Origin of the sequence: Arcobacter siniprincipis (SeqCode) (assembly GCF_048571125.1) — a bacterium.
Lineage (GTDB): Bacteria > Campylobacterota > Campylobacteria > Campylobacterales > Arcobacteraceae > Arcobacter > Arcobacter siniprincipis.
In genome coordinates this window covers 1,011,254-1,032,304 of sequence record NZ_CP182343.1, presented here as the reverse complement: position 1 = coordinate 1,032,304, position 21,051 = coordinate 1,011,254, and the positions used below count along the sequence as shown (strand labels likewise).

At 29.2% G+C, this 21,051-nt stretch carries 21 protein-coding genes; 7 read left to right on the top strand and 14 right to left on the bottom strand.

Translation table 11 applies throughout. The features are described 5' to 3' along the window. Window positions 1–61: 61 nt before the first annotated feature. Window positions 62–961: an AEC family transporter gene (locus ACNI3D_RS05190; protein ID WP_419768492.1), complete on the top strand. Its 900-nt coding sequence runs from the start codon at window positions 62–64 to the stop codon at window positions 959–961. Between the two features lie 107 nt (window positions 962–1,068). Continuing rightward, the gene (locus ACNI3D_RS05185) at window positions 1,069–1,578 is read left to right on the top strand and encodes an NADPH-dependent FMN reductase (protein WP_419768491.1); all 510 of its coding nucleotides are present in this window, start codon (window positions 1,069–1,071) and stop codon (window positions 1,576–1,578) included. A 59-nt stretch (window positions 1,579–1,637) separates the two neighbouring features. Here ACNI3D_RS05185 and pstB read toward each other — a convergent pair whose 3' ends face one another. The 7 genes from pstB to ACNI3D_RS05150 form a co-directional block, all read right to left on the bottom strand. Next, window positions 1,638–2,420: a phosphate ABC transporter ATP-binding protein PstB gene (gene pstB / locus ACNI3D_RS05180; protein WP_419768490.1), complete on the bottom strand. Its 783-nt coding sequence runs from the start codon at window positions 2,418–2,420 to the stop codon at window positions 1,638–1,640. A gap of 6 nt (window positions 2,421–2,426) precedes the next feature. Continuing rightward, on the bottom strand, window positions 2,427–3,230 hold the full coding sequence (pstA, locus tag ACNI3D_RS05175) for a phosphate ABC transporter permease PstA (RefSeq protein ID WP_419768489.1): 804 nt from the start codon (window positions 3,228–3,230) through the stop codon (window positions 2,427–2,429). Then, a complete protein-coding gene (gene pstC / locus ACNI3D_RS05170; RefSeq protein ID WP_419768488.1) occupies window positions 3,230–4,195 on the bottom strand; it encodes a phosphate ABC transporter permease subunit PstC in 966 nt (321 codons plus the stop codon). Before pstC ends, pstA begins: the two co-directional genes overlap by 1 nt. Before the next feature lie 118 nt (window positions 4,196–4,313). After that, a complete protein-coding gene (pstS, locus tag ACNI3D_RS05165; protein WP_419768487.1) occupies window positions 4,314–5,312 on the bottom strand; it encodes a phosphate ABC transporter substrate-binding protein PstS in 999 nt (332 codons plus the stop codon). Window positions 5,313–5,642: 330 nt separating this feature from the next. Continuing rightward, window positions 5,643–6,794, bottom strand: a complete 1,152-nt coding sequence (locus tag ACNI3D_RS05160; protein WP_419768486.1) for a M20 aminoacylase family protein — start codon at window positions 6,792–6,794, stop codon at window positions 5,643–5,645. Beyond that, on the bottom strand, window positions 6,794–7,330 hold the full coding sequence (locus tag ACNI3D_RS05155) for a hypothetical protein (RefSeq protein ID WP_419768485.1): 537 nt from the start codon (window positions 7,328–7,330) through the stop codon (window positions 6,794–6,796). The genes ACNI3D_RS05160 and ACNI3D_RS05155 overlap by 1 nt, the downstream gene beginning before the upstream one ends. Beyond that, on the bottom strand, window positions 7,330–8,139 hold the full coding sequence (locus ACNI3D_RS05150; RefSeq protein WP_419768484.1) for a DUF3100 domain-containing protein: 810 nt from the start codon (window positions 8,137–8,139) through the stop codon (window positions 7,330–7,332). Before ACNI3D_RS05150 ends, ACNI3D_RS05155 begins: the two co-directional genes overlap by 1 nt. A gap of 281 nt (window positions 8,140–8,420) precedes the next feature. On the opposite strand from ACNI3D_RS05150, the gene ACNI3D_RS05145 reads away from it, so the two are divergent. Then, window positions 8,421–8,819: a DUF2721 domain-containing protein gene (locus ACNI3D_RS05145; RefSeq protein WP_419768483.1), complete on the top strand. Its 399-nt coding sequence runs from the start codon at window positions 8,421–8,423 to the stop codon at window positions 8,817–8,819. 19 nt (window positions 8,820–8,838) lie between these two features. Here ACNI3D_RS05145 and ACNI3D_RS05140 read toward each other — a convergent pair whose 3' ends face one another. The 6 genes from ACNI3D_RS05140 to selD form a co-directional block, all read right to left on the bottom strand. Then, window positions 8,839–10,059 carry a glycosyltransferase family 4 protein gene (locus ACNI3D_RS05140; RefSeq protein WP_419768482.1) on the bottom strand — a complete coding sequence of 407 codons (1,221 nt, stop codon included), beginning with the start codon at window positions 10,057–10,059 and terminating at the stop codon, window positions 8,839–8,841. Window positions 10,060–10,492: 433 nt separating this feature from the next. Further along, window positions 10,493–10,828, bottom strand: coding sequence for a hypothetical protein (locus tag ACNI3D_RS05135; protein ID WP_419768481.1), 336 nt, complete (start codon window positions 10,826–10,828; stop codon window positions 10,493–10,495). 774 nt (window positions 10,829–11,602) lie between these two features. Further along, on the bottom strand, window positions 11,603–12,220 hold the full coding sequence (locus tag ACNI3D_RS05130) for a class I SAM-dependent methyltransferase (protein ID WP_419768480.1): 618 nt from the start codon (window positions 12,218–12,220) through the stop codon (window positions 11,603–11,605). Further along, window positions 12,221–14,050, bottom strand: a complete 1,830-nt coding sequence (gene selB / locus ACNI3D_RS05125) for a selenocysteine-specific translation elongation factor (protein WP_419768479.1) — start codon at window positions 14,048–14,050, stop codon at window positions 12,221–12,223. Next, the gene (selA, locus tag ACNI3D_RS05120; RefSeq protein ID WP_419768478.1) at window positions 14,050–15,396 is read right to left on the bottom strand and encodes an L-seryl-tRNA(Sec) selenium transferase; all 1,347 of its coding nucleotides are present in this window, start codon (window positions 15,394–15,396) and stop codon (window positions 14,050–14,052) included. Before selA ends, selB begins: the two co-directional genes overlap by 1 nt. Before the next feature lie 156 nt (window positions 15,397–15,552). After that, a complete protein-coding gene (gene selD, locus ACNI3D_RS05115; RefSeq protein ID WP_419768477.1) occupies window positions 15,553–16,587 on the bottom strand; it encodes a selenide, water dikinase SelD in 1,035 nt (344 codons plus the stop codon). Between the two features lie 345 nt (window positions 16,588–16,932). Between selD and ACNI3D_RS05110 the strand changes: the two genes are divergently transcribed. After that, window positions 16,933–18,255 carry a double-cubane-cluster-containing anaerobic reductase gene (locus ACNI3D_RS05110; RefSeq protein WP_419768476.1) on the top strand — a complete coding sequence of 441 codons (1,323 nt, stop codon included), beginning with the start codon at window positions 16,933–16,935 and terminating at the stop codon, window positions 18,253–18,255. Continuing rightward, window positions 18,255–19,010 (top strand): acyl-CoA dehydratase activase, encoded by a 756-nt coding sequence (locus ACNI3D_RS05105; RefSeq protein ID WP_419768475.1) that lies wholly within the window; start codon window positions 18,255–18,257, stop codon window positions 19,008–19,010. The genes ACNI3D_RS05110 and ACNI3D_RS05105 overlap by 1 nt, the downstream gene beginning before the upstream one ends. 45 nt (window positions 19,011–19,055) lie before the next feature. Here ACNI3D_RS05105 and yedF read toward each other — a convergent pair whose 3' ends face one another. After that, window positions 19,056–19,397 carry a sulfurtransferase-like selenium metabolism protein YedF gene (yedF, locus tag ACNI3D_RS05100; RefSeq protein WP_129101460.1) on the bottom strand — a complete coding sequence of 114 codons (342 nt, stop codon included), beginning with the start codon at window positions 19,395–19,397 and terminating at the stop codon, window positions 19,056–19,058. A gap of 238 nt (window positions 19,398–19,635) precedes the next feature. Between yedF and ACNI3D_RS05095 the strand changes: the two genes are divergently transcribed. Further along, window positions 19,636–20,727: a transglutaminase-like domain-containing protein gene (locus ACNI3D_RS05095; RefSeq protein WP_419768474.1), complete on the top strand. Its 1,092-nt coding sequence runs from the start codon at window positions 19,636–19,638 to the stop codon at window positions 20,725–20,727. Next, window positions 20,724–21,050, top strand: a complete 327-nt coding sequence (locus ACNI3D_RS05090; protein WP_419768473.1) for a hypothetical protein — start codon at window positions 20,724–20,726, stop codon at window positions 21,048–21,050. The genes ACNI3D_RS05095 and ACNI3D_RS05090 overlap by 4 nt, the downstream gene beginning before the upstream one ends. Window position 21,051 lies beyond the last annotated feature (1 nt).

Sequence of the window (21,051 nt, the reverse complement as noted above, 5' to 3'; positions counted from 1 at the left end):
AAAACAACTACTGATCTTCTTGAAGATACAATATGCCTGAACTCTATTAAAGGCAATTATAATGGAAAATTTTATACTTATTATTTTATGTATTGGATTAGGTTATTTATTTCAAATTCTTAAGGCATTCCCCGGAAATACTCCTGAGATTTTAAATAAATTTGTTATTTTTATATCGATGCCAGCTATGATACTTCTTGAAATCCCTACAATGAATATATCACTTACAATGATAATCCCAATAGTAATTGCATGGAGTGTTATGAGTATTACTGCTGTTATTACTTTTTATGTTTCAAGATGGCTTGAATTTACGAAAGAAGTTACAGGTGCTTTGATGTTAGTGACTGTTTTGGGTAATACTTCATTTTTAGGTATTCCTTTAATAAATGCTTATTATGGGCAAGAGGCTATGGCTTATTTACTTATTTATGATCAACTTGGTACTTTCATATTTTTAATCAGTTATGCAACTTTTGTTTTAACTTTGTACTCAGGTAGTGGAAAAACTAATTTTAAAATTATTACTATCAAAGTTGTGACTTTCCCTCCTTTTCTTTCATTGATTGTTGGTCTTTTACTTATGGGAACAACTCTTTCACCTATGGTAATACACATATTAAAAATATTTTCAAATACAATTGTGCCCTTAGTTTTAGTAGCTGTTGGTTTACAATTACAATTTAAAATACCAGCCCATGATATTAAGCCATTTTTTGTTTCAAGTTTTATAAAACTTATTATTGGTCCAGCAATTGCTTTTCTTATTTGTTTTATATTTGGTTGGAGTGGCTTACCAGCAAAAGTTTCAATAATAGAGGCTGCAATGCCTGCTATGATAACAGCAGGTGCTATGGCATCTATGGCAGGATTAGCTCCAAGATTGTGTTCTGCAATTGTAGGATATGGTATTATATTCTCTTTTGCTACTACAGGAGCATTATATTATATGATGCAATAAATGAATTTTAATATTTAAAATATTATTAGGTTTTTATATTGATTTTCTTCGTTATAAAGAGTAAAGTTTTGTATGGTATATTTCAAAAAATATTATAAAGGATAAAAATGTCAAAAATTGGAATATTAGTTGCAAGTGCAAATAATAATAGAAAATTAGGTGATAAATTAAAAGAATTAGCAACTATTGAAGGTGTTGATGCAGAGGTTATTAATTTAGTGGATTTAAACTTACCATTATATAGTACAGTTGAAGAAGAAAGAAATGGTATTCCAGATACTGCAAAAGAGTTAGCAAACAAAATTTTAGCCCTAAAAGCATTTATTATCGTTGCTCCTGAATATAATGGAGTTATGCCACCAGTACTTAATAATGCTATGGCTTGGACATCAAGAGCAACTGAATCATGGAGAGATGCTTTTAATGAAAAAATTGTAGGATTAGCAACTCACAGTGGAGGTGGAGGACAAAAAGGTCTTCAAGCTATGAGAATACAATTCCAACACTTAGGTGCAAATATTTTAGCAAGAGAGCTATTAACAACTTACGAAAAACCTTTACTTGAAGATAGTGCAAAAATTATGATTAAGCAGTTAGTTAAACTTTCAAGGGATTAAAAAAAAGGCAAAGTTAAATAACTTTGCCTTTTTTCATAATATAAAATAACTCTTATTTATTATCCAAATCTTCCAGTAATATAATCTTCTGTTTTTTTCTCTTTTGGATTTAAGAATATATTTGATGTTTCATCATATTCTATTAAATCTCCCAAATACATAAAAGCAGTATATTCACTAATTCTACTTGCTTGTTGCATATTATGTGTAACAATTGCAATACTTACTTCATTTTTAAGTTCAACTATCAACTCTTCAATAGCAGCTGTTGAAATAGGGTCTAGAGCAGATGTTGGTTCATCAAATAATAAAAGTTCAGGTTTTAAAGCAACTGCTCTTGCAATACACAATCTTTGCTGTTGTCCACCACTTAATCCCATAGCACTTTTATTCATACGATCTTTTACTTCACCATATAAAGCACTACCTTTTAAAGCCATCTCAACTCTATCTGATAATTCAGTTCTATTTTTAATACCAGATATTCTTAAACCATAAGCAACATTATCAAAAATACTCATTGGAAAAGGTGTAGGTTTTTGAAATATCATTCCTACTCTTTGTCTTAAAGATATAAAACTATTCTCTTTTTTCAAATCAAGAATATTTTCCATTTTTTTCTTTTTTTGATTTAAAAGCATCAATTTACCAGAATATTCGTTTCCAGGATATAAATCATGAATTCTATTTAAAGATCTAAGAAGTGTAGATTTTCCACATCCACTAGGTCCTATTAAAGCTGTAATTGAATTTTTTTTAATTTTTAAGTTAATATCATTTAATGATTTAGTTTGTGCCGAGGCATATTTAAAACCAAATTTTTCTATACTCATAATTGACATTTTATTTTATCCTTTGTGTCTTGTAATGTATCTTCCAGATAGGTTTATCATTAAAACCAATGCTGTAAGTATAAATGATGCTGCCCAAGCTAAATCTCGGCTTGCTGTAACTGGGTCATTTGCAAGATTGTAAATACTAACAGTTAATGAAGGGAAAGCTTCTGTTAAATCTAAACTAAAATAGTTACTTGTCTCACTTGTAAAAAGAAGTGGTGCTGTTTCTCCAATAATTCTTGCAAAAGATAAAAGTAACCCTGTCATAATTCCTACTTTTGCCGCTTTTATAACAATATCAAGGGTAACTCTATATTTACTAGCACCTAGTGCCATACCAGCTTCTCTTAACTCTCTTGGAACTAGAGATAACATATTATCAGTTGTATTAATAACAATTGGTATCATCATAATAGCCAAAGCAATACTTCCAGCAAATCCACTTGTTCCTCCCGTTGGAACAACAATAATTGCATAAACGAAAGCACCAATTACAATTGACGGTGCACTCATCATAATATCACTAAGGTCTCTTATAACTCTTACAAATTTTTTACCACCATACTCTTGTAGATAAATACCTGCTAACATTCCAATAGGAATACCAATTAGTGAAGCAATACCTGCAATAATAAATTGACCAATAATTAGATTTCTAAGTCCTCCATTTATTAAGTCATTAAAAAATAATGAAAGGTGAAAAGAACTCAATCCTTTTATTACTAAAGTAATTAATATCCAACCTAAAAAAGCTAAACCAATCAAAGCCGAAATAGTTGATAAAATTAATATAAACTTATTTAAAAACAATCTCATTAATTAACCTTTCTAAGAAAATAAATTTTTGCAATTGAGATAACTGTAAAACTTATTACAAAAAGTAAAAATGCTAAATAAAACAATGATGACATTGTAAGCCCTGTTGCTTCTCCAAAGTTATTTGCCATAGCAACTGGAATTGATACAGTAGGATCAGTGATTTTTGTTGGCATTGAAAAAACAGAACCAATCAAAAAGGCAACTGCCATTGTCTCACCTAAAGCACGACCAAGAGCAAGTATAATTGAACCAATAATTCCACTTTTTGAATAAGGGAAAATTACATCTTTTATAACTTCAAGTTTTGTAGCACCTAAAGCATAAGCTGACTCTTTTAAAACATCAGGAGTCGTTCTCATACTATCTCTTGTAATTGCCGCCATAAAAGGAAGTATCATAACACCAAGAACAAGTCCAGCTGTTAAAAGTGACACTTGATATCCACCCACAATACCTTGAACAATCGGAGCAAAATAAAACAAACCCCACATACCAAAAATAATACTTGGAATTGCAGCTAAAAGTTCTATTGCTATACCTACTATATTTGAGATATTTTTAGGAGCAATTTCTGCTAAAAAAACGGCTATTCCCATAGCAATTGGAAGAGCAAAAACCATTGCAATCAAAGTTGAAAGAATAGTTCCAACAATAGGAATCAATCCACCATAAATAGTCTTAGTCAATGAATCTGAATCATCAATTAAAATATCATCAAACGCATCATCTGATTCTTCTTCAACAGCTACAGTTGATTTTTTTGTAGATTCTTTTTTTGTAACTTTTGGTTCTGGTTCTTCTACAGTAACATATTTTGCCCAAGAAGAATCAGTAATAAAGCCCCAGCCATATTCATCCATTGCAGGTTTTGCTGAATTAAATAGACTAACAAATATTCCAATAAGAACTACTAGTACAAAACTTGCACTAATAAAAGAGAGATTTTTAAAAATTTTTTCCATTTACAACCAATACTTATAAATTCTAAAAAATGCATAAAATACACTTTTGAAAACTTATACTTTTAAGATAAGCTAAAAACAACTTGAACTTTAGTTCAAGTTGTTTAGTGTGACGATATTATTTAATACCTTTGTCAGCCCAATATTTACTAATTTTAGTTGTTAATGCATTTGGAAGAGGAACATAACCTAATTCACTTGCAAGTGCTTGTCCATTTTTATATGACCAGTCATAGAAAGCTGTAACTTTTTTATTCATTTCAGTTGCTTCTTTTGGTAATAAAATAAATGTTGCAGCAACGATTGGATATACATCTTTACCTGAAGGATCAGCAATTACAGCATAAAAATCTTTCTTAGGATCAAGAGCAGCTTTTGCAGCAGCAGCTTGGAAAGCTTTTAATTCAGGTGCAATATAGTGACCATCTTTATTTTCAACAGAAGCCATTTGAAGTTTATTGTTTGTTGCATCAGCATAATCAACATAACCAACAGAATATGGAGTTTGTTTAATAAGTGCAGCTACACCAGTATTTCCTTTACCACCAACATGGTGATTACCTGGCCAATTAAGAGACTTTTTAGCTCCAAAAGAGTCTTTCCAGTCTTTAGAAATTTTACTTAGGTAATAAGTAAAGTTAAATGTAGTTCCAGAACCATCAGCTCTGTGAACAAAAGTAATTTTTTCATGAGGAAGTTTTACACCTTTATTTTCAGCTGTAATAATTTTATCATCCCAATATTTGATTTTTCCAAGAGCTATTCCTGCAATTGCAGATCTACTTAAACTCAATTTTGAAATATCTGGCATATTATAACTCATAGTAATTGCACCAACTACACCTGGAAATTGATATAATTTTGCACTATCTAATTTTGTAGGATTTAATGGCGCATCTGTACCTGCAAAGTCAACTGCTCTTGCTTTTGCATCTTTAATACCTGCTGAACTTCCTTTTGAAATATAATCAATTTGAACACCTGTTGCTTTGTAATAAGCACCAATCCATGATTGATAAACACTATAAGGGAAAGAAGCTCCACTACCTTTTAAATCTGCTGCTGAAACTGAAGAAACTGTTAGCAATGCTGCTGCTAATAACGCGATTTTTTTCATTTGTTAATTACCTTTTTTTAATTTAGTGAGAGAATTCTAATCTTCTTTAATTACAAAACGGTTACAGTAGTAATAAAAAGATTTAAGAAAATTATTTTATTTTTTAAGTACAAAACAAAAAAAGCTCTATAATTAGATAATTCATATTTATATAATTATTTTAAGTTGTAACTTTAGGTAAACATGGGTATGGGATTTGTGTTTTTAATTCAAGAAAGTTTTGTGTTATAAGGATAAAGGAAAATATTTAGTTGTACTGTTTTTATATCTAGCACAAGTAAAAAGCTAGCAAAAAAATCATTTACTAGCTTTTAATTTAAGAGAAAATAGTTATTTTTGAAAATACTCTTTAGCTAATTCAACCCAATATTTTATACCATAAGATAAGGCATCATCGTTAAAATCATATTTTGCATTATGAAGGGATTTACTATTTTCACCATTTCCTAGCCACACAAGACAACCTGGTTTCTCCTCTAACATATAACCAAAATCTTCAGCTGCCATAGAAGGTAAAACAGTTGTAGCTTCTTTTTGTGTAACTTTTTTTATAATCTTTTTAGAAAATTCTGTTTGTTTTTCATGATTTATAGTAGGAACATAACATCGGTTGTACTCAAAAGTATATGTTAAATCATACTCCAAACAAATACTTTTAATTGATTTTTCAATATTTTTTTCTATCAAATCTTGAGAATTTTTATCAAAAGTACGTACTGTTCCCCAAATAAGAATTTCTTCTGGAAGTATATTAAAAGCAGAACCTGCTTCAATTTTGGTAACAGATAAGACTGTTGGTAGTTGAGTATCTTGAATTCTGCTAACTAATTGATTTAAACTTGTAACTAGGCTACATCCACCAGAAATAACATCATTTGATAAATGGGGTAAAGCAGCATGTCCGCTAGCTCCATTTAATTTGATTATAAAATTATCATTTGAAGCCATTATAGGACCTACTTTTACTCCTATTTCACCTACAGGAATACCTGGCCAATTGTGCATTCCATAAATTTCTTCACAATCAACTATATCAAATAACCCTTCGGCAATCATCACTCTACCACCCGCTACATTCTCTTCAGCAGGTTGGAATATAAAATGAACTTTTCCTTTAAAAGATGAATCTTCACATAAAAGTTTTGCAGCACCTAAAAGCATAGCCATGTGCCCATCATGACCACAAGCATGCATTTTATTTGAATTTTTAGAAGAATAAGAAAGGCAAGTTTCTTCTTTTATATCAAGGGCATCCATATCTGCTCTTAAAGCAATTGATTTACCAGAACTATCTTTATTTAAAGTAGCAACTATACCTGTTTTTGCTAAACCTCTATGAACATCTAAACCAAAACTTTCTAATTTTAATGCTAAAAAATCAGCTGTATTAACTTCTTCAAAAGCAGTTTCTGGATTATTATGAATATGATGTCTCCAAGAAGTTACTTCACTTATAAAGCTTTTACTAGTTAATTTTTCCATTAGATTTGTCCTGTACTTTTTAATACAATTTCAGCAATTAAAACAGAACCTAAATAAGTTCCAACAAAAACAAATAATCCTATAATTACAATCTTTAATCCAGATTTTTTAAATGTTTCAATTTCTAATTTACCAATTGCAAAACCTGCATATGCTAATACAGAAGTTGTTAAAGCTAAGAAATGTATTTTTGATGTAGTTTGCACAACAAAATCTGCAATAGGAGATATTGGAGAAGATGCTAAAATAGCAAGTGCAGAAATCCAAGCAATAGAAGGTAAATAAAATGGCATATATTTAGCTATTATCAAACCACCTATTGAAATTAAATAAATAACTAGCATTCCATAAAATGCATCACTCATCCCATTTATAAGTCCACTTGGCCCTTCTACAAAACGTGTAAGTATTGACATGCTAGCTTTGTTATCACTAGTAAACCCATAAATATGATTTGCAATCAATCCAATAAAACAAACTACAATTAATAAAATTGCACTTTCAACTAAATTTATTGATCTATTTTGATTTTTCATTATGCATTTCCTTCTTCTAAACTATTTGATTTTGACAGTGCTTTAAATATACGTTCAGAAAGAGGTAAAGCTATAAATAAACTCATGTATAGTCCAGTAGCATAAGTCATTACATTAGAAGCTGCTGCAAATGCAGTAATAGTACTTTCTAATTCAGGTTTCATTCCTATTAATGCACCAGAACAAGCTGCTGTCATTGAACCTGAACCTACACCACATCCCATTGCTAAAGCTTGTATGCTAAAAATATTTAAACTAGCTAAAAAGCTAGCCATTAAAGAGAAAAATATTGTACCAAATAATGTACCCACAACATATACGCCCATTACACCAACACCTTCAGGACTATTTAAACCATATTTATCAGATATTAATGCAATATTTGGTTCTCTTGCAATTGAATGTGTAGCACCAATTGATTCTCTTCCCATTTTAAATAAAACAATTGCAATTGGCATAGCAATTAACATAGTTCCTAGATTTCCTAATTCTTGAAGAATTAATGCAGGACCAGCATTAATAATTTCATTAATCTTAGGCCCAATCCCAATACTAAATTTTGCGATAAATGGCATAATTGCAATTGTTACAAAGGGAACAGCAGATTTTAAATTAACTTTATCAATTATTTTTGAAGATATTTTTACAACATTTCCATTAAGTATTGTAGCTAAGATAAAAGAATAAAAAAGTGGTAAAAGTATCATTGCACCAACACCCAATGAAATTTTATAAATCCCTATAGTATCCGAAATAATAACAATCAAAATTACAAAAATATGTAACTTAGGACTTAGCAGATTTTTCATTAAAAAATTCTCCTTGAATAAAAAAATTAATTATGAAGAGATATTTTATAGTTATAATTAAGCTTTAAAAAGGACTAGGATTAAAATAATCTACTCAAAAAATTTAATAATAATATATTAATTCATAATTTAGTGCGCATTTTTGCATAAATTTACTGAATTTTTACTACAAATTTCTATATTATTACTATATTTTATTGTTAATAACCTATATTATTATGTGTATATATTATATAATTTGCTATTTTTTGTTACAATACGAAAAAATATAAAGGTACTTTATGGAAATTGGGATATCAACGCCTGCTTTACTTTTCCCTGCTATTTCACTACTTCTTTTAGCATATACAAATAGATTTTTAACAACTGGACAACTTATTCGTTCAATTAGTAGACAAGCAAGAGAACAAGAAACAGGCGAATTAAGAGGACAAATAGATAACTTAAAAAGAAGACTAGAACTTACAAAATGGATGCAGTTTTTTGGAGTGGTATCAATGCTTTTATGTACTATTTCTATGTTTTCACTATTTTTAGAATTTAAGAATATAGGTAAACAAATATTTGGGTTAAGTTTGATTACAATGTGTTTATCTTTGTGCATTTCATTGTGGGAAGTATATATCTCATCAAATGCTCTAAACCTAGAGTTAAAAGATTTAGATAAAAAGTGTAAATAGAAGTTTTTCAACCTTCTATTTATTTAAAGTATTTTTCCAAACGATGAAAAAGTCCCTTCCAAGTCTTATCTTCCAAATGGCTTAGAACTTCATCTATCTTATATTCATTATCATTTAAAAATTCTACACTAACTTCATCTATTTTTTGGCTAAGTTCCATTTCAAAAGCTTCTATATCTTCAGCATAAGGAGTATCTACATTTTTTAATCTTGGCATTTTTACATATCTAATCGCACCAAGGGCTTTTAACTCCTCACCCATAAACTCATCAAGTCCGGGTAAGTCTGTGCAAATAACTTTTACACCTGAAGCTAAGGCTTCAATCACAACCAAAGGTAAACCTTCAAAAAATGAAGGAAGAATAAACACATCACAAGTTCGTAAAAACACAGCAAGTTTATCTTGAGATATGGCTCCTAGATAATTAACTTCTGTCTTTCTTTTACTTAGACTTTTTATAATATCTTGGCTCTCTTCAACATTTCCATGACCTATCAAATTTAGCTCAATATTATGATAATTTTGAGTTTTATCAATAGCATTAAGTAAATTTGGAACACCTTTATAATTACAAATTTTTCCTACATAAGCTATCTTTATCTTTTTATTCTTTTCTCTTTTTATAGGGAAAAACATATTGGGGTTATATCCACTTCCACTTGTAATTACTTGTGAATCCTTTACATCATGAAGCTCTACTATCTCTTCTCTTTGAGCAGAGTTTAAAGCAAAAAGATAATCACATTTTGGCACAGCTTTTTTTACAATAGGAACTAATCTAGGTGAGCGTTCAAGCTGTCGCAAATCTGTACCATGGCATAAAACTAAAACTTTTAGCTTAGGGAACATCTCTTTTATATATCCACATAAAAGCCAAATATGATTACAAATCACAACATCAGGCTTGAACTCAACTACAGCTTTTTGAATAACCTTTTTAAATGCCTTTTCATACTTCTCATAACTTTCTTCATCTAAATCACTATATTTAGTACTAACATAAGGCATAACATCACTCATACCAACAACTGGAAAATTTAACTCATCACTTTCAAATAATACTGGATAAAAATTCTGTGCCTTTAGATTTTCTATATCAGGATTTTGCTCACTAATAGGAACTCCCGCAATCACTGCTTGCTCATGATTTTGTTCATGTCCTGTTTTAAATAACTGTTGTAAAAAAACTCCACTTCCCGTTTTTCCAGGTCGTTGTGCTAAAGCATGTAAAATTCTCATTTTTACCTCTGTTGACATTTTATAAATGAAATCATAACAAATTAATTCTTCTTTCAAAATTTATATATCAATCAAAATATCAAATATATCAGTTCTATTTTTACCTACTTTCTTTTCAAAAAAAAGGTGAGGTCATTTTTTTATTAGTATAGTACAATCTTATCTTTTCATCTTCCAAATCTTTTTCCATGATTTGTTTTAACATATCAGCAAAGTCATTATAAGCTTACAATCATGGGCTTTCTTAGTCTCTTTTTCTTTACTTGATTTTGCAAAATATATGTCGTGACTTTTATCTATTTTCATAAATCTTCCTTTTGTATTTTTATACTTTAGGAATGATTTTATTGTTTTTTTGTGTAGAGTAAACAAAGGTTGTTAGTCTCTTTTCAAAACTTTAACGTTTGAGTTGAGAAATATTTGAGCTACAAGGTCAAATATTTCTCTCCAATGTTTTGTTAGATTCTTCATAAATATATAATGCTATAAATAATACAGCTCCAAAAATATTTGCAACGAATCCAAACAATGACCATAAAATATATTTTTGATTATACTTTTTTGCAATAAAATATAACCATACACCTACAACAATATTATCTAAATAACCTATAAACATTGAAAGCGTAACTAATGCAGATGTTAGCCTTATTGGTTCTCCATTAAAACTTTTAATAAAAGTTCCCATTATAGATGCTGCAATACCGGAAATAATAAATATTGGTATATACCAATATAATAACTTTTCTATTTCTTTTCTTAAATTCATTTTCTACCTCAATCTAACTACTTATTAATCATACATTTTATATAAAATAGCCTTAAATAAGTGATATTTATAACATGATTCATGTTGGACTATTAGATAAATAAAAACCATTATTTAGGACTTTGTAGAAAATATTTTTACTAAGATGTTAATATTGTTGTATTTTTAAGAATTTCTTTGATATTTAAATGTATGGTTTACCACTGTATTTATGTAATAAAACAACATTTTGTTATGTTCATTCTCTTGAAGAGGTAAACCTCTCCGCTCTTCTTACTTTTGTATTGACGAAAAGTAAGCAAAAACAACTACGGCTGCGAAGCCAAAGGTTCCCTCACTTATTATTTTTATCTTTTCTGATTGGTAAAACTCGCTTATTAAAACTTGCATTTAGCAACTTTTAAACACTCAGACAGTTACCAATCTTGTTTAGAAAAGAGAAAGATAAACGTTCGGCTTCTGTAGATGTAGCAATATTATTTGGTGTCTATATATTACTTTATAAATAAAAATTTGAACTATAGGTATTTCTTTCTGCCTTTGATGAAGCTGGAAGTTATATGTTTATTTTCGGTAAAGCCCGAAACTGTTTGAGCGTTAAAAAATGACCTAAATGGTCATTTTAGTGAGTTTTGCAGGGCAGAAAATAAATATATAACTGGAAGGGAGCTTGCCTTCATCAACTCGGCAGTCTTTTTTGCTTACTTTTTCGAGACCAAAAAGTAAGAGAAGCGAAGACTGCTAAGTCTTCATGAGAAAATAACCATTATAAAACTACAAATAAAACCGAATCAACCTACCCTCTATCTCAACCCTAGAAAACTCAAAATTATCTTTTATCCACTCAAAAGTTTTTCTTTGATACATAAAAATATGAGTTGGGTCATTTTTGTAATACCACTTATCAAAATCTATACTTTCATCATAAATATCTGTCATAAGATACAGACTTCCATCATCTTTTAAAAGTGATTTTAAAAGAGCAAACTCTTTATTTGGTTCTTGAAAATGCTCTATAACCTCACTACTTGTAATGTAATCATATTTTTGTTCCAATAATGATTTATCATCTAAATAAAACAAGTCATAACCATATATTTCATAAGCATTGTCTTTGAGTACTTTTATAATTGCAGAATCTTTACCACAACCAAAATCAAGTCCAATGCTTTTTGTTGACTTATCATTTAAAACTGAGTTTGTAATAGGAAAGAGGAAGTTTTGATATCTTATATCATTTGAATCATTTTTATGTTTTTCATAAATATTTTTTTCGTCATCACCTATTAGGTGAAACTCTTTTGACTTGAATACTCCAGCACAACACTCACATTTGTAGTGAGTGTTTTTATAAAAAAGTTTTGCAGGACTATTGCATAAAGGGCAAATCATCTATGCAAAAACTCTTTTTGTCTCTACTTTTTTTATCTCTGAATAATTATCAAGATAGTCTAAGTACGCGATTAAATATTTTCTACTAAGTTCAAATCTATCTTTGAAATTTGCTATTTCTATATAACCATCTACTTTTATGATATTTTTCATAGCTTTTACAATATTGTTCAAACTTTCAAAATGTATGAAAAGATTGTGTTGTAGTCTTATTACTTGTTTTTTAGAAGTTAAAGCTTTTAAAATTTCATCTCCTAACTTTCTATCAATATCTAAATCATCATAAATATTATAAGGTGCCGTAGGAGAAAAATCTTCTTCTTTTAGTCTATTTAAGACTATATCTTCTAAATCCTTTAGAAAATCCTCTTTTATATTGGCATTTTTATATAAATTACCCTCTTTTATTAAAAAGTTTTCTTCTTCAAGTTCATCTAAAACAGAATCTATAAACGAAGCACTTGCCCATTTTACTCTTAGCGCAATAGAAGCATTAGAAAGCATAGCATAAGCATTTTTTTCATATACATTTTTTATATATTCTTTTAATTCCACTTTTGTATCATTTGGATAAATAATTAAGTCTTTTTCATCCACAAATACCTCATCAAGATTTTTTGCAAACGCTAAAGCCTCTTCATGACTTAAAGCAAATCTTTGAGTTGAAGAGATTATCCCTAATCCTTTTCTATGAGCATTTAGAAGTTCATAATAAGCATTTATAAAATCATTTTTTTCTAAAGCTTCTAAAAGTTTTCTTTTTTGGTTTTTTTTCATGGGATCAATTACTGGATTTAGTACTTTCCCTCCACATATTGTCTCATTACCATTTCGTAAAATTACCTTCTCACCAAAAACTGTATATAATTTTTCTGTTGCTTTTAATGTAGCAAATCCAACTTCTAATGAATCAATTGAATCAAAAAGTAAAGCTTTTATCTCTATTTTTTTTGCACCTATAAAAAGCGAATATGATTTATTATGCAAAAGTTTTTTATCTTTTAGACAAGAAAAAGAGATATCAATACCATCAAATCCTCTTACATAACCTCTTTTTGTAATCAAATCACCTCTAGTTATACTTTTTACATCTATATTTTGTAAATTTAGTGCTGCTCTATTTGATATATTTGCTTCTATTACATTTTGATTGTGAACTTGTATATTTTTTATTTTTGTCTCTTTTTGACTTTCGCTGATAAATACTTTTTCATTTAGTTCCACTTTTTTTCCTAATACAGTTCCTGTTACAACTGTACCAATACCTTTTGGTGAAAATACTCTATCCACATAAAATCTAAAGAAGTTTTCTTCTTGTTTAATACTATTATTTATAGTAAAAAGTTGATTTTTTAGTTTTTCAATTGAGCTTTCATCATATATTGAAACTTCACTTACAAATTTTATTTCAAAATCAAAAGTTTCCAAGAACATCAATATCTGTTCTTTTTTCAAAGCTAACTCTTCAGGGTTTACTAAATCTTTTTTTGTAAGGATTACTATTAACTCTTTTAGTCCTAATAAATTTATGATTTCAATATGCTCTACTGTTTGAGGTTTTATTCCTTCAACAGCACTTACGACTAACATAACATAATCAAATCCAAATGCCCCAGCAATCATATTTTTAACTAATTTTTCATGTCCAGGTACATCTATAAATGCTATATTTTGTTGTCCTCGTGTTAGATTAGAAAAGGATAAATCAATAGTTATACCCCTTTGTTTCTCTTCATTTGTATCATCACCTTCAAAGCCATTTAAAGCTTTTATAAGTGCTGTCTTTCCATGATCTATATGTCCTGCTGTTCCTATAATGATATTTGACATTATTTAAATACCCTTTTAATTATACTTTCTATTTCTTCTATCTCATCTTCTTGAATAGTTCTAAAATCCAATAATACTTTTTCATTTTCTATTCTAGTGATTAAATTATTTTTTCTCAATAACTGCTCTATTTTATTTGGTTTAAAATCTTTATATTCCAATGTTAATGCAATAGTTGGTATCTTTTTATTTGGAGTTGTTCCTCCACCTATAAGTGTTTGATTTTTTATCACTTCACATTTACAAATAGTATCTATTAGTATTTTTAATTTATTTGCTCTTTGCTCTAAAACTTCTATTTTAGTATATAACATATTTAGTGTAGGAATATTTTCTAAGTTATCAGTTAAATACGAATTTAGTGTGTCTTCAAGTATTGATAAAGTGATTTTATCAACTCTTAACATTCTTAGAAGTTGATTCTTTTTAATTTTGGCTATTAGCTCTTTTTTTCCTATGATTATACCAGCTTGAACACTTCCTAAAAGTTTATCTCCTGAGAAGCTTAAAAGGCTAGGATTGTATTCCATAATTTTTAAAATAGATGGTTCTGCACTTGATAGATTAAAAGGTAAGTCAATCATATGTCCACTTCCCATATCATAATAATCTATTACCTCATTTTGTGAAGCAACTTTTACTATATCCTCAAACTCCACATCACTACTAAATCCTTCAATAGTATAGTTTGATTTATGTACTTTCATAAGCATAGAAGTATTTTCATTGATAGCGTTTTCATAGTCTCTTAAGTGAGTTTTATTTGTAGTTCCTATCTCTTTTAAAATTGCACCACTTTGAGCCATAACTTCTGGAACTCTAAAGCTTCCACCTATTTCAACTAGTTCTCCTCTACTTACTACTACTTCTTTATTTTTAGCAAAAGTATTCATGATAAGAAAAACTGCACTTGCGTTGTTATTTACAACTATTGCATCTTCACATCCAGTCAAAGCTTGTAATGTTTTTACAATATGGGCATATCTCTCACCTCTTTGACCTTTTTTTAAGTCATATTCCAAATTATTATATGAAGTTGCTATTTCTATAGCTTTTTCTAAACTTTGTTTACTCAATAAACTTCTACCTAAATTTGTATGTACTATTATTCCTGTAGCATTTATAACTTTTTGTAAAGAAGGAGATACTAATTCTTCATATGTTTTAAGAACTTCTTCTACTAATTTATCTTCATTTATTTCACTAATATTTTTTTGAAGTATTTCACTTCTCAAGTTCTCAATTATCACTTGTGATATTTTAGTAATTAAGTTAATTGAATATCCATCAAAATTCTTCTTTGATACAAACTTATCAATTTTTGGAATAGCCTTGAGTAAACTCATTTTGACCCTTTCAGATGTTTTTAAAAATATTTAATGTAAGATTCCCACTTACTTTGGGAGATAAGTGTACCTGGTGGGCACCACAGGCTTCAACCCTGATTGACGGTTTATGTGTAATACGCCGTGGGAGGTTCGATTCCTTCATCTTCTCGCCAATTAATAAATCATAATTGGTGTAACTCCCCTTGGAATAACTTCCCCTATAATTGCAGCATAACCATAAGTTAACTCTTCTACTTTTTTTATATACTCTTTTGCATCATCTTTATCCATAGCAACTAATAAGCCGCCTGAAGTTTGAGCATCACAATACATAAGTTTACATTTTTCATCTGCACACATTACTGTCATCTTATCTTCAAGATACTTTAAATTTCTCTTAGAACCACCAGGAACCACACCTTGTTCAGCTAATTCATAAGCATCTTTTATAACAGGAACTTCTCCACAATGTATTGCAAATGTAGTTGTAGGATTTGTTGATTCAAAGGCATGTCCAATTAGTCCAAACCCAGTAATATCTGTACAAGAGCTCACATCATATTGTCGTAATATCTTTGATGGCAAATAATTTAATGTCTCCATTATTTTTATAGCTTCCAATGTTCTTTCTTCACTTAATAAATCTCTTTTAATAGCTGTAGTTAAAATACCCATTCCTATTGGTTTAGTTAGAACCAATACATGCCCTATTTTTGCAGTATTATTTCTATATATTTTGTTTGGATGAATCATACCTGTTACTGATAAGCCATAATACATTTCTGGACTTTCAATAGTATGTCCACCCATCAAAACTCCACCACACTCTTTTATTTTTTCATTTCCACCATTTAAAATTTCTGCTAATACTTCTCTTCCATGGTTTTTTGCATCAAAACCGACTATATTCATAGCAGTTTTTACTTCAGCTCCCATAGCAAAAATATCACTAAGTGAATTTGCAGCAGCTATTTTCCCATAAATATAAGGATCATCAACAACTGGAGTAATAAAATCAAGTGTTTGAACTAAGGCATTGTCTTCACTTATTTGGTAAACACAAGCATCTTCACTATTTTCAAAACTTACTAAAACTTTTTCATCTGTCGGTCTAAGATTACAAAGAGATTGTTTAAGATCACCCGGACCCATCTTTGCAGCTCAACCAGCAGCTTGAACAAATTTTGTTAATTTATATCTGTTGTTCATTATTTCCCTTGTGAATGCATTAATGGATTAGTTTATGTAGAAATAGAAAGTATCACATCTTATGTAAACCCAACCCATGAGTTAATGCAAATTAATTAGTGTGATTATATCTTTTTTTAGTTAAATATAGATTTAACATTAGTAAAATTGTTTTTACTTTTTAAGCTCTTGTTTATTAAGAATGGAATATAGTTTTATTTAATAAGTAAAATTTAAGCTTATAAAATAATATTAAATTTTTTGCTTTTTGCGGTCTAAGGCTTAGACATACATGATTTAAAAGCTTGTTTATAATATTTTCTTTTTTTTCATGTATAAATAATAATTATAATACAAGGAAAAATTATGAGTGTAGAAGAACACAGAAAATTACTTTCAGAAATTAATGTTGATGTTGATAGACATGCAAAAATGATGAATATGGGACTTGAATCTTATAGGGCTCAATTTATGTCTCAAAAAAATAGACCAGAGGGTATGAAATACTTTGATTGGTTTATGAGTGAAATCCAAGGTCAAAGAATCGCTGAAATCAATGAACTTAAAAAGCAAAAGAAACCAGCTGTTGGTACATTTTGTATCTTTGTACCAGAAGAGATTATTGTAGGAGCTGGTGGTGCATGTTTTGGTTTATGTGGAGGAAGCCCTGCAACAATAGCAGATGCTGAGACTGAACTTCCTAGAAATATCTGTCCTTTAATCAAATCAGCTCATGGATTTAAACTTCAAAGAACCTGTGCTTATACTCAATCTGCTGATTTTATTTACGGCGAAACAACCTGTGAAGCTAAGAAAAAAACATGGGAAATACTAAATAAACATCATCCAGTACATGTTATGAATATTCCACATATGAAAAGAGATAAAGATTTAAAAATGTGGAAAGAAGAGATAGGAGAATTTAAAGAACATATTGAAGAAGTTACTGGAAAAAAACTAAGTCTTGAAGAGATGTTAGAAGGTACAAGAATTATAAATGAAAAAAGAAAAGCACTTTTAAGACTTGATTCTCTAAGAGGTCTAAATCCAGAAGTTATGCCAATAACAGGAAAAGATGCACTATTTGTTACACAAATGGGATTTTTAGATGATTCAAAAAGATATACACAAAAAGTAAATGAACTTTGTGATGAATTAGAAAAAAGAGTTGAAGATAAGATTTCAGTATTTGAAAAAGATACTCCAAGACTTATGATTTTAGGAACTCCTATTGCTCCACCAAATTGGAAACTTCACACTGCTGTTGAAAGTTCAGGTGGTGCTATTATAAATGAAGAGTCATGTATTGGACATAGATATTATAAAGACAATGTAGATATCGATAATATCAAAAATGAAGATGATTTGATGAGTGAACTTATGAAAAGATATAGTGCAGTTGATTGTGCCTGTTTTACTCCAAATACACCAAGAATTGACAAAATCTTAAAAATGTACAAAGATAGAAAAGCAGATGGAGTTATATATTATACACTATCTTTTTGCCATACATATAATGTAGAGTCTTTCCTAGTAACAGAAGCTTTAGAAGCAGCTGGAATTCCTTGTTTAGTGATTGAATCAGACTATTCTCCTGAAGATGCAGGACAAATAAAAACAAGAGTTGAAGCTTTCTTAGAAAGTATCTCTTTTAAGAAAAAAGCAACTAAATTAAAATCAAAAAGCTAATGTATTGGGGAGTTGATGTTGGTTCCACATATACAAAAATTTGTGGAATCAATGAAAAAAAAGAAATAGTTGAAATGAGTGTTATTCCAACTATTGTAAATCAAGATGAAATAGTAAAAAAATATCTAAAAGATAAAGATATAAAAATGTTAGTTTCCACAGGATATGGTAGACACATGATAGAAGAAACCTTCTCATGTCCTGTAATAAGCGAAATAAAAGCACATGCAAAAGGCGCATATTTTTTTAATAACAATGCCCAAATGGTTATTGATTTGGGAGGACAAGATAGTAAAGTAATACTTCTAGATAAAAGTGGAGGTTTTGTAGATTTTAAGATGAATGACAAATGTGCGGCGGGAACTGGTAAGTTTTTAGAAATAGCCGCAAACAGAATGGGTCTAAATCTAGATGAATTTTCAAAGATTGGATTTGATGCTAATAAAAAATTATCTATTTCAAGTATGTGTGCTGTTTTTGCAGAATCAGAAGTAGTTTCATTGATTGCAAAAAGAGAGAGTGCTTCAAATATCTGTTATGCAGTACATGAATCAATAGCTTCAAGACTTGCATCTATGGCTAGCAAGTTTGCTTGTAAAAGTGAGATTATACTCTTTACAGGTGGAGGTGCTTTAGATAATTTCTTAGTAAAGTTATTATCTGAAAAATTGGAAAAAACTATTATTCCATCTAAATATCCTCAATTAACAGGAGCAATTGGTGCAGCTCTTTGTGGATATGAGATTATTCAATAAATATGATTTTAATCAACAGAGAAAAATCTCTGCTGATTAAATTAATTAAAAAGTAACTATATCTTCACTTAGAAGAGAGTTTACAATATCCATTGCATTACCAGCAACTCCAACTTTTAAATCATCTCTCTTATTATAATAATCAAGACAAGTTCCACAAGAGTAGATTTTAACACCTTTTTCTTCTATCTTTTTCAAGATAATAAGTATCTCATTATCTTCTTTTTCTGTAGTCAAAAGAACAGCACTATTAACGCAAATAATAGATTTAGGTGTATTTTCTTGTTCAAGAATTGCACTTAAAAAGCCTTTTGTTAGCATTGAGCCTAATTCACCATCACCGATTTTATCTGATTTTAAAAATAGAGTTTTTTTCATAGTTTTCATTTTATACCTTTTTGTATAACTAATACATAGTTTAATATAAAATAATTTTACGCTTCATTATATTAATAAATGTTTAAACTAGGTCAAATATTTTTTACTTTTTAAGCACTTGTTTATGAAGCTTACAATAATATTTCAAGATAAATATAGTTCAAGACCATAGGTTATGGTTTGAGTTAATGTGAATTTATTTACTTTATCTCTTGATAGAACAAAACACTATTAGAGGTTATTATCCATGGAAAGAAGAACATTTTTAAAAGGTTCAGCACTACTTACTACAACTATGCTTGTAAGTCCAAGCTTTTTAAGTGCAAAAGAAACAAACGCTTTTGGAATCAAAGAAGGAACTAGAAAATTTACAATTACAAATAAATTTGAAATCAAACCAAGTGATGAAGAGACTCAACTATGGGTTCCACTTCCTTTAGATTCTACTTATCAAAAAGTTGCAAACTTAAAATATGAAGGAAACTATGCAGAAGCATATATAGCAAAAAATGATTATGATACAAAAGTACTTTATGTAAAATGGAACAAAGGGACTGAAACAAGAGTCTTAACTGTTAAAATTGACATGGTAACTATGCAAAAAGAACATAATCTAAAACTTGCTAAAAATAATATGAACTATCCTAAAGATGTTCAAAAATTCTTAGAAGGAACTAAACATATTCCAGTAAGTGATAAAATGAAAGCATTTACTGATAATATAATCAAAGATGCAAAAACTCCACTTGAAAAAGCTAAAGCAATCTATGATTGGACAGTTACAACTATGTACAGAGATAATAGTGTAATTGGTTGTGGAGTTGGTGATGCTAAAAAAGCAATCGAAGAAAAAATTTATGGTGGAAAATGTACAGATATTAGTTCTGTATTTGTAACACTACTTAGAAATGCAAATATTCCAGCAAGAGAAGTATTTGGAATAAGAGTTGGTAAATCAAAAATCGCAAAAGCTTGTGGTAAAGCAGATGAAAATGGTTTAGCAAAAATAACTGGTGGTCAACATTGTCGTGCTGAATTTTATATAAGTGGTTTAGGATGGGTTCCTGCTGATCCTGCTGATGTTACAAAAGTAAGACTTGCAGAAAAACTTACAAATGAAGATCAAAAAGTAAAAGATGCAAAAAAATTCATGTTTGGAAATTGGGAAATGAATTGGGTAGCATTTAACTACGCAAGAGATTTCGTACTAAATCCAAAACCTGCACAATATCCACTTAATATGTTAGGATATCCATATGCAGAAAATGGAGAAGATCCATTAGATTATTATGATGCGAAAAACTTCTCTTATAGCTATATTTCGCAAGAACATAAGTGAATAAAATAAATATTCCGATAATAGGAGCAGTAATAACTGCCCTTTTATCAACACTATGCTGTTTACCAGCATTTTTATTCTTATTTTTTGGAATATCAAGTGGAGTATTGACCTATTTTACTGAGCTTGATTTTTTAAGAATTCCAATGGTTATAATAACCTTTGCACTGTTGTTTTTTGCAGTTAAAAGATTTAAAAAGAAAATATCATGTAAATGTACAAAAAAACAAAGAACAATACACATTATCTTTGCAACACTATTTTTTTCTTTAATCTTTTTTTTATTACTATACCCTGAACTAATACCACTATTTATGGATTGAA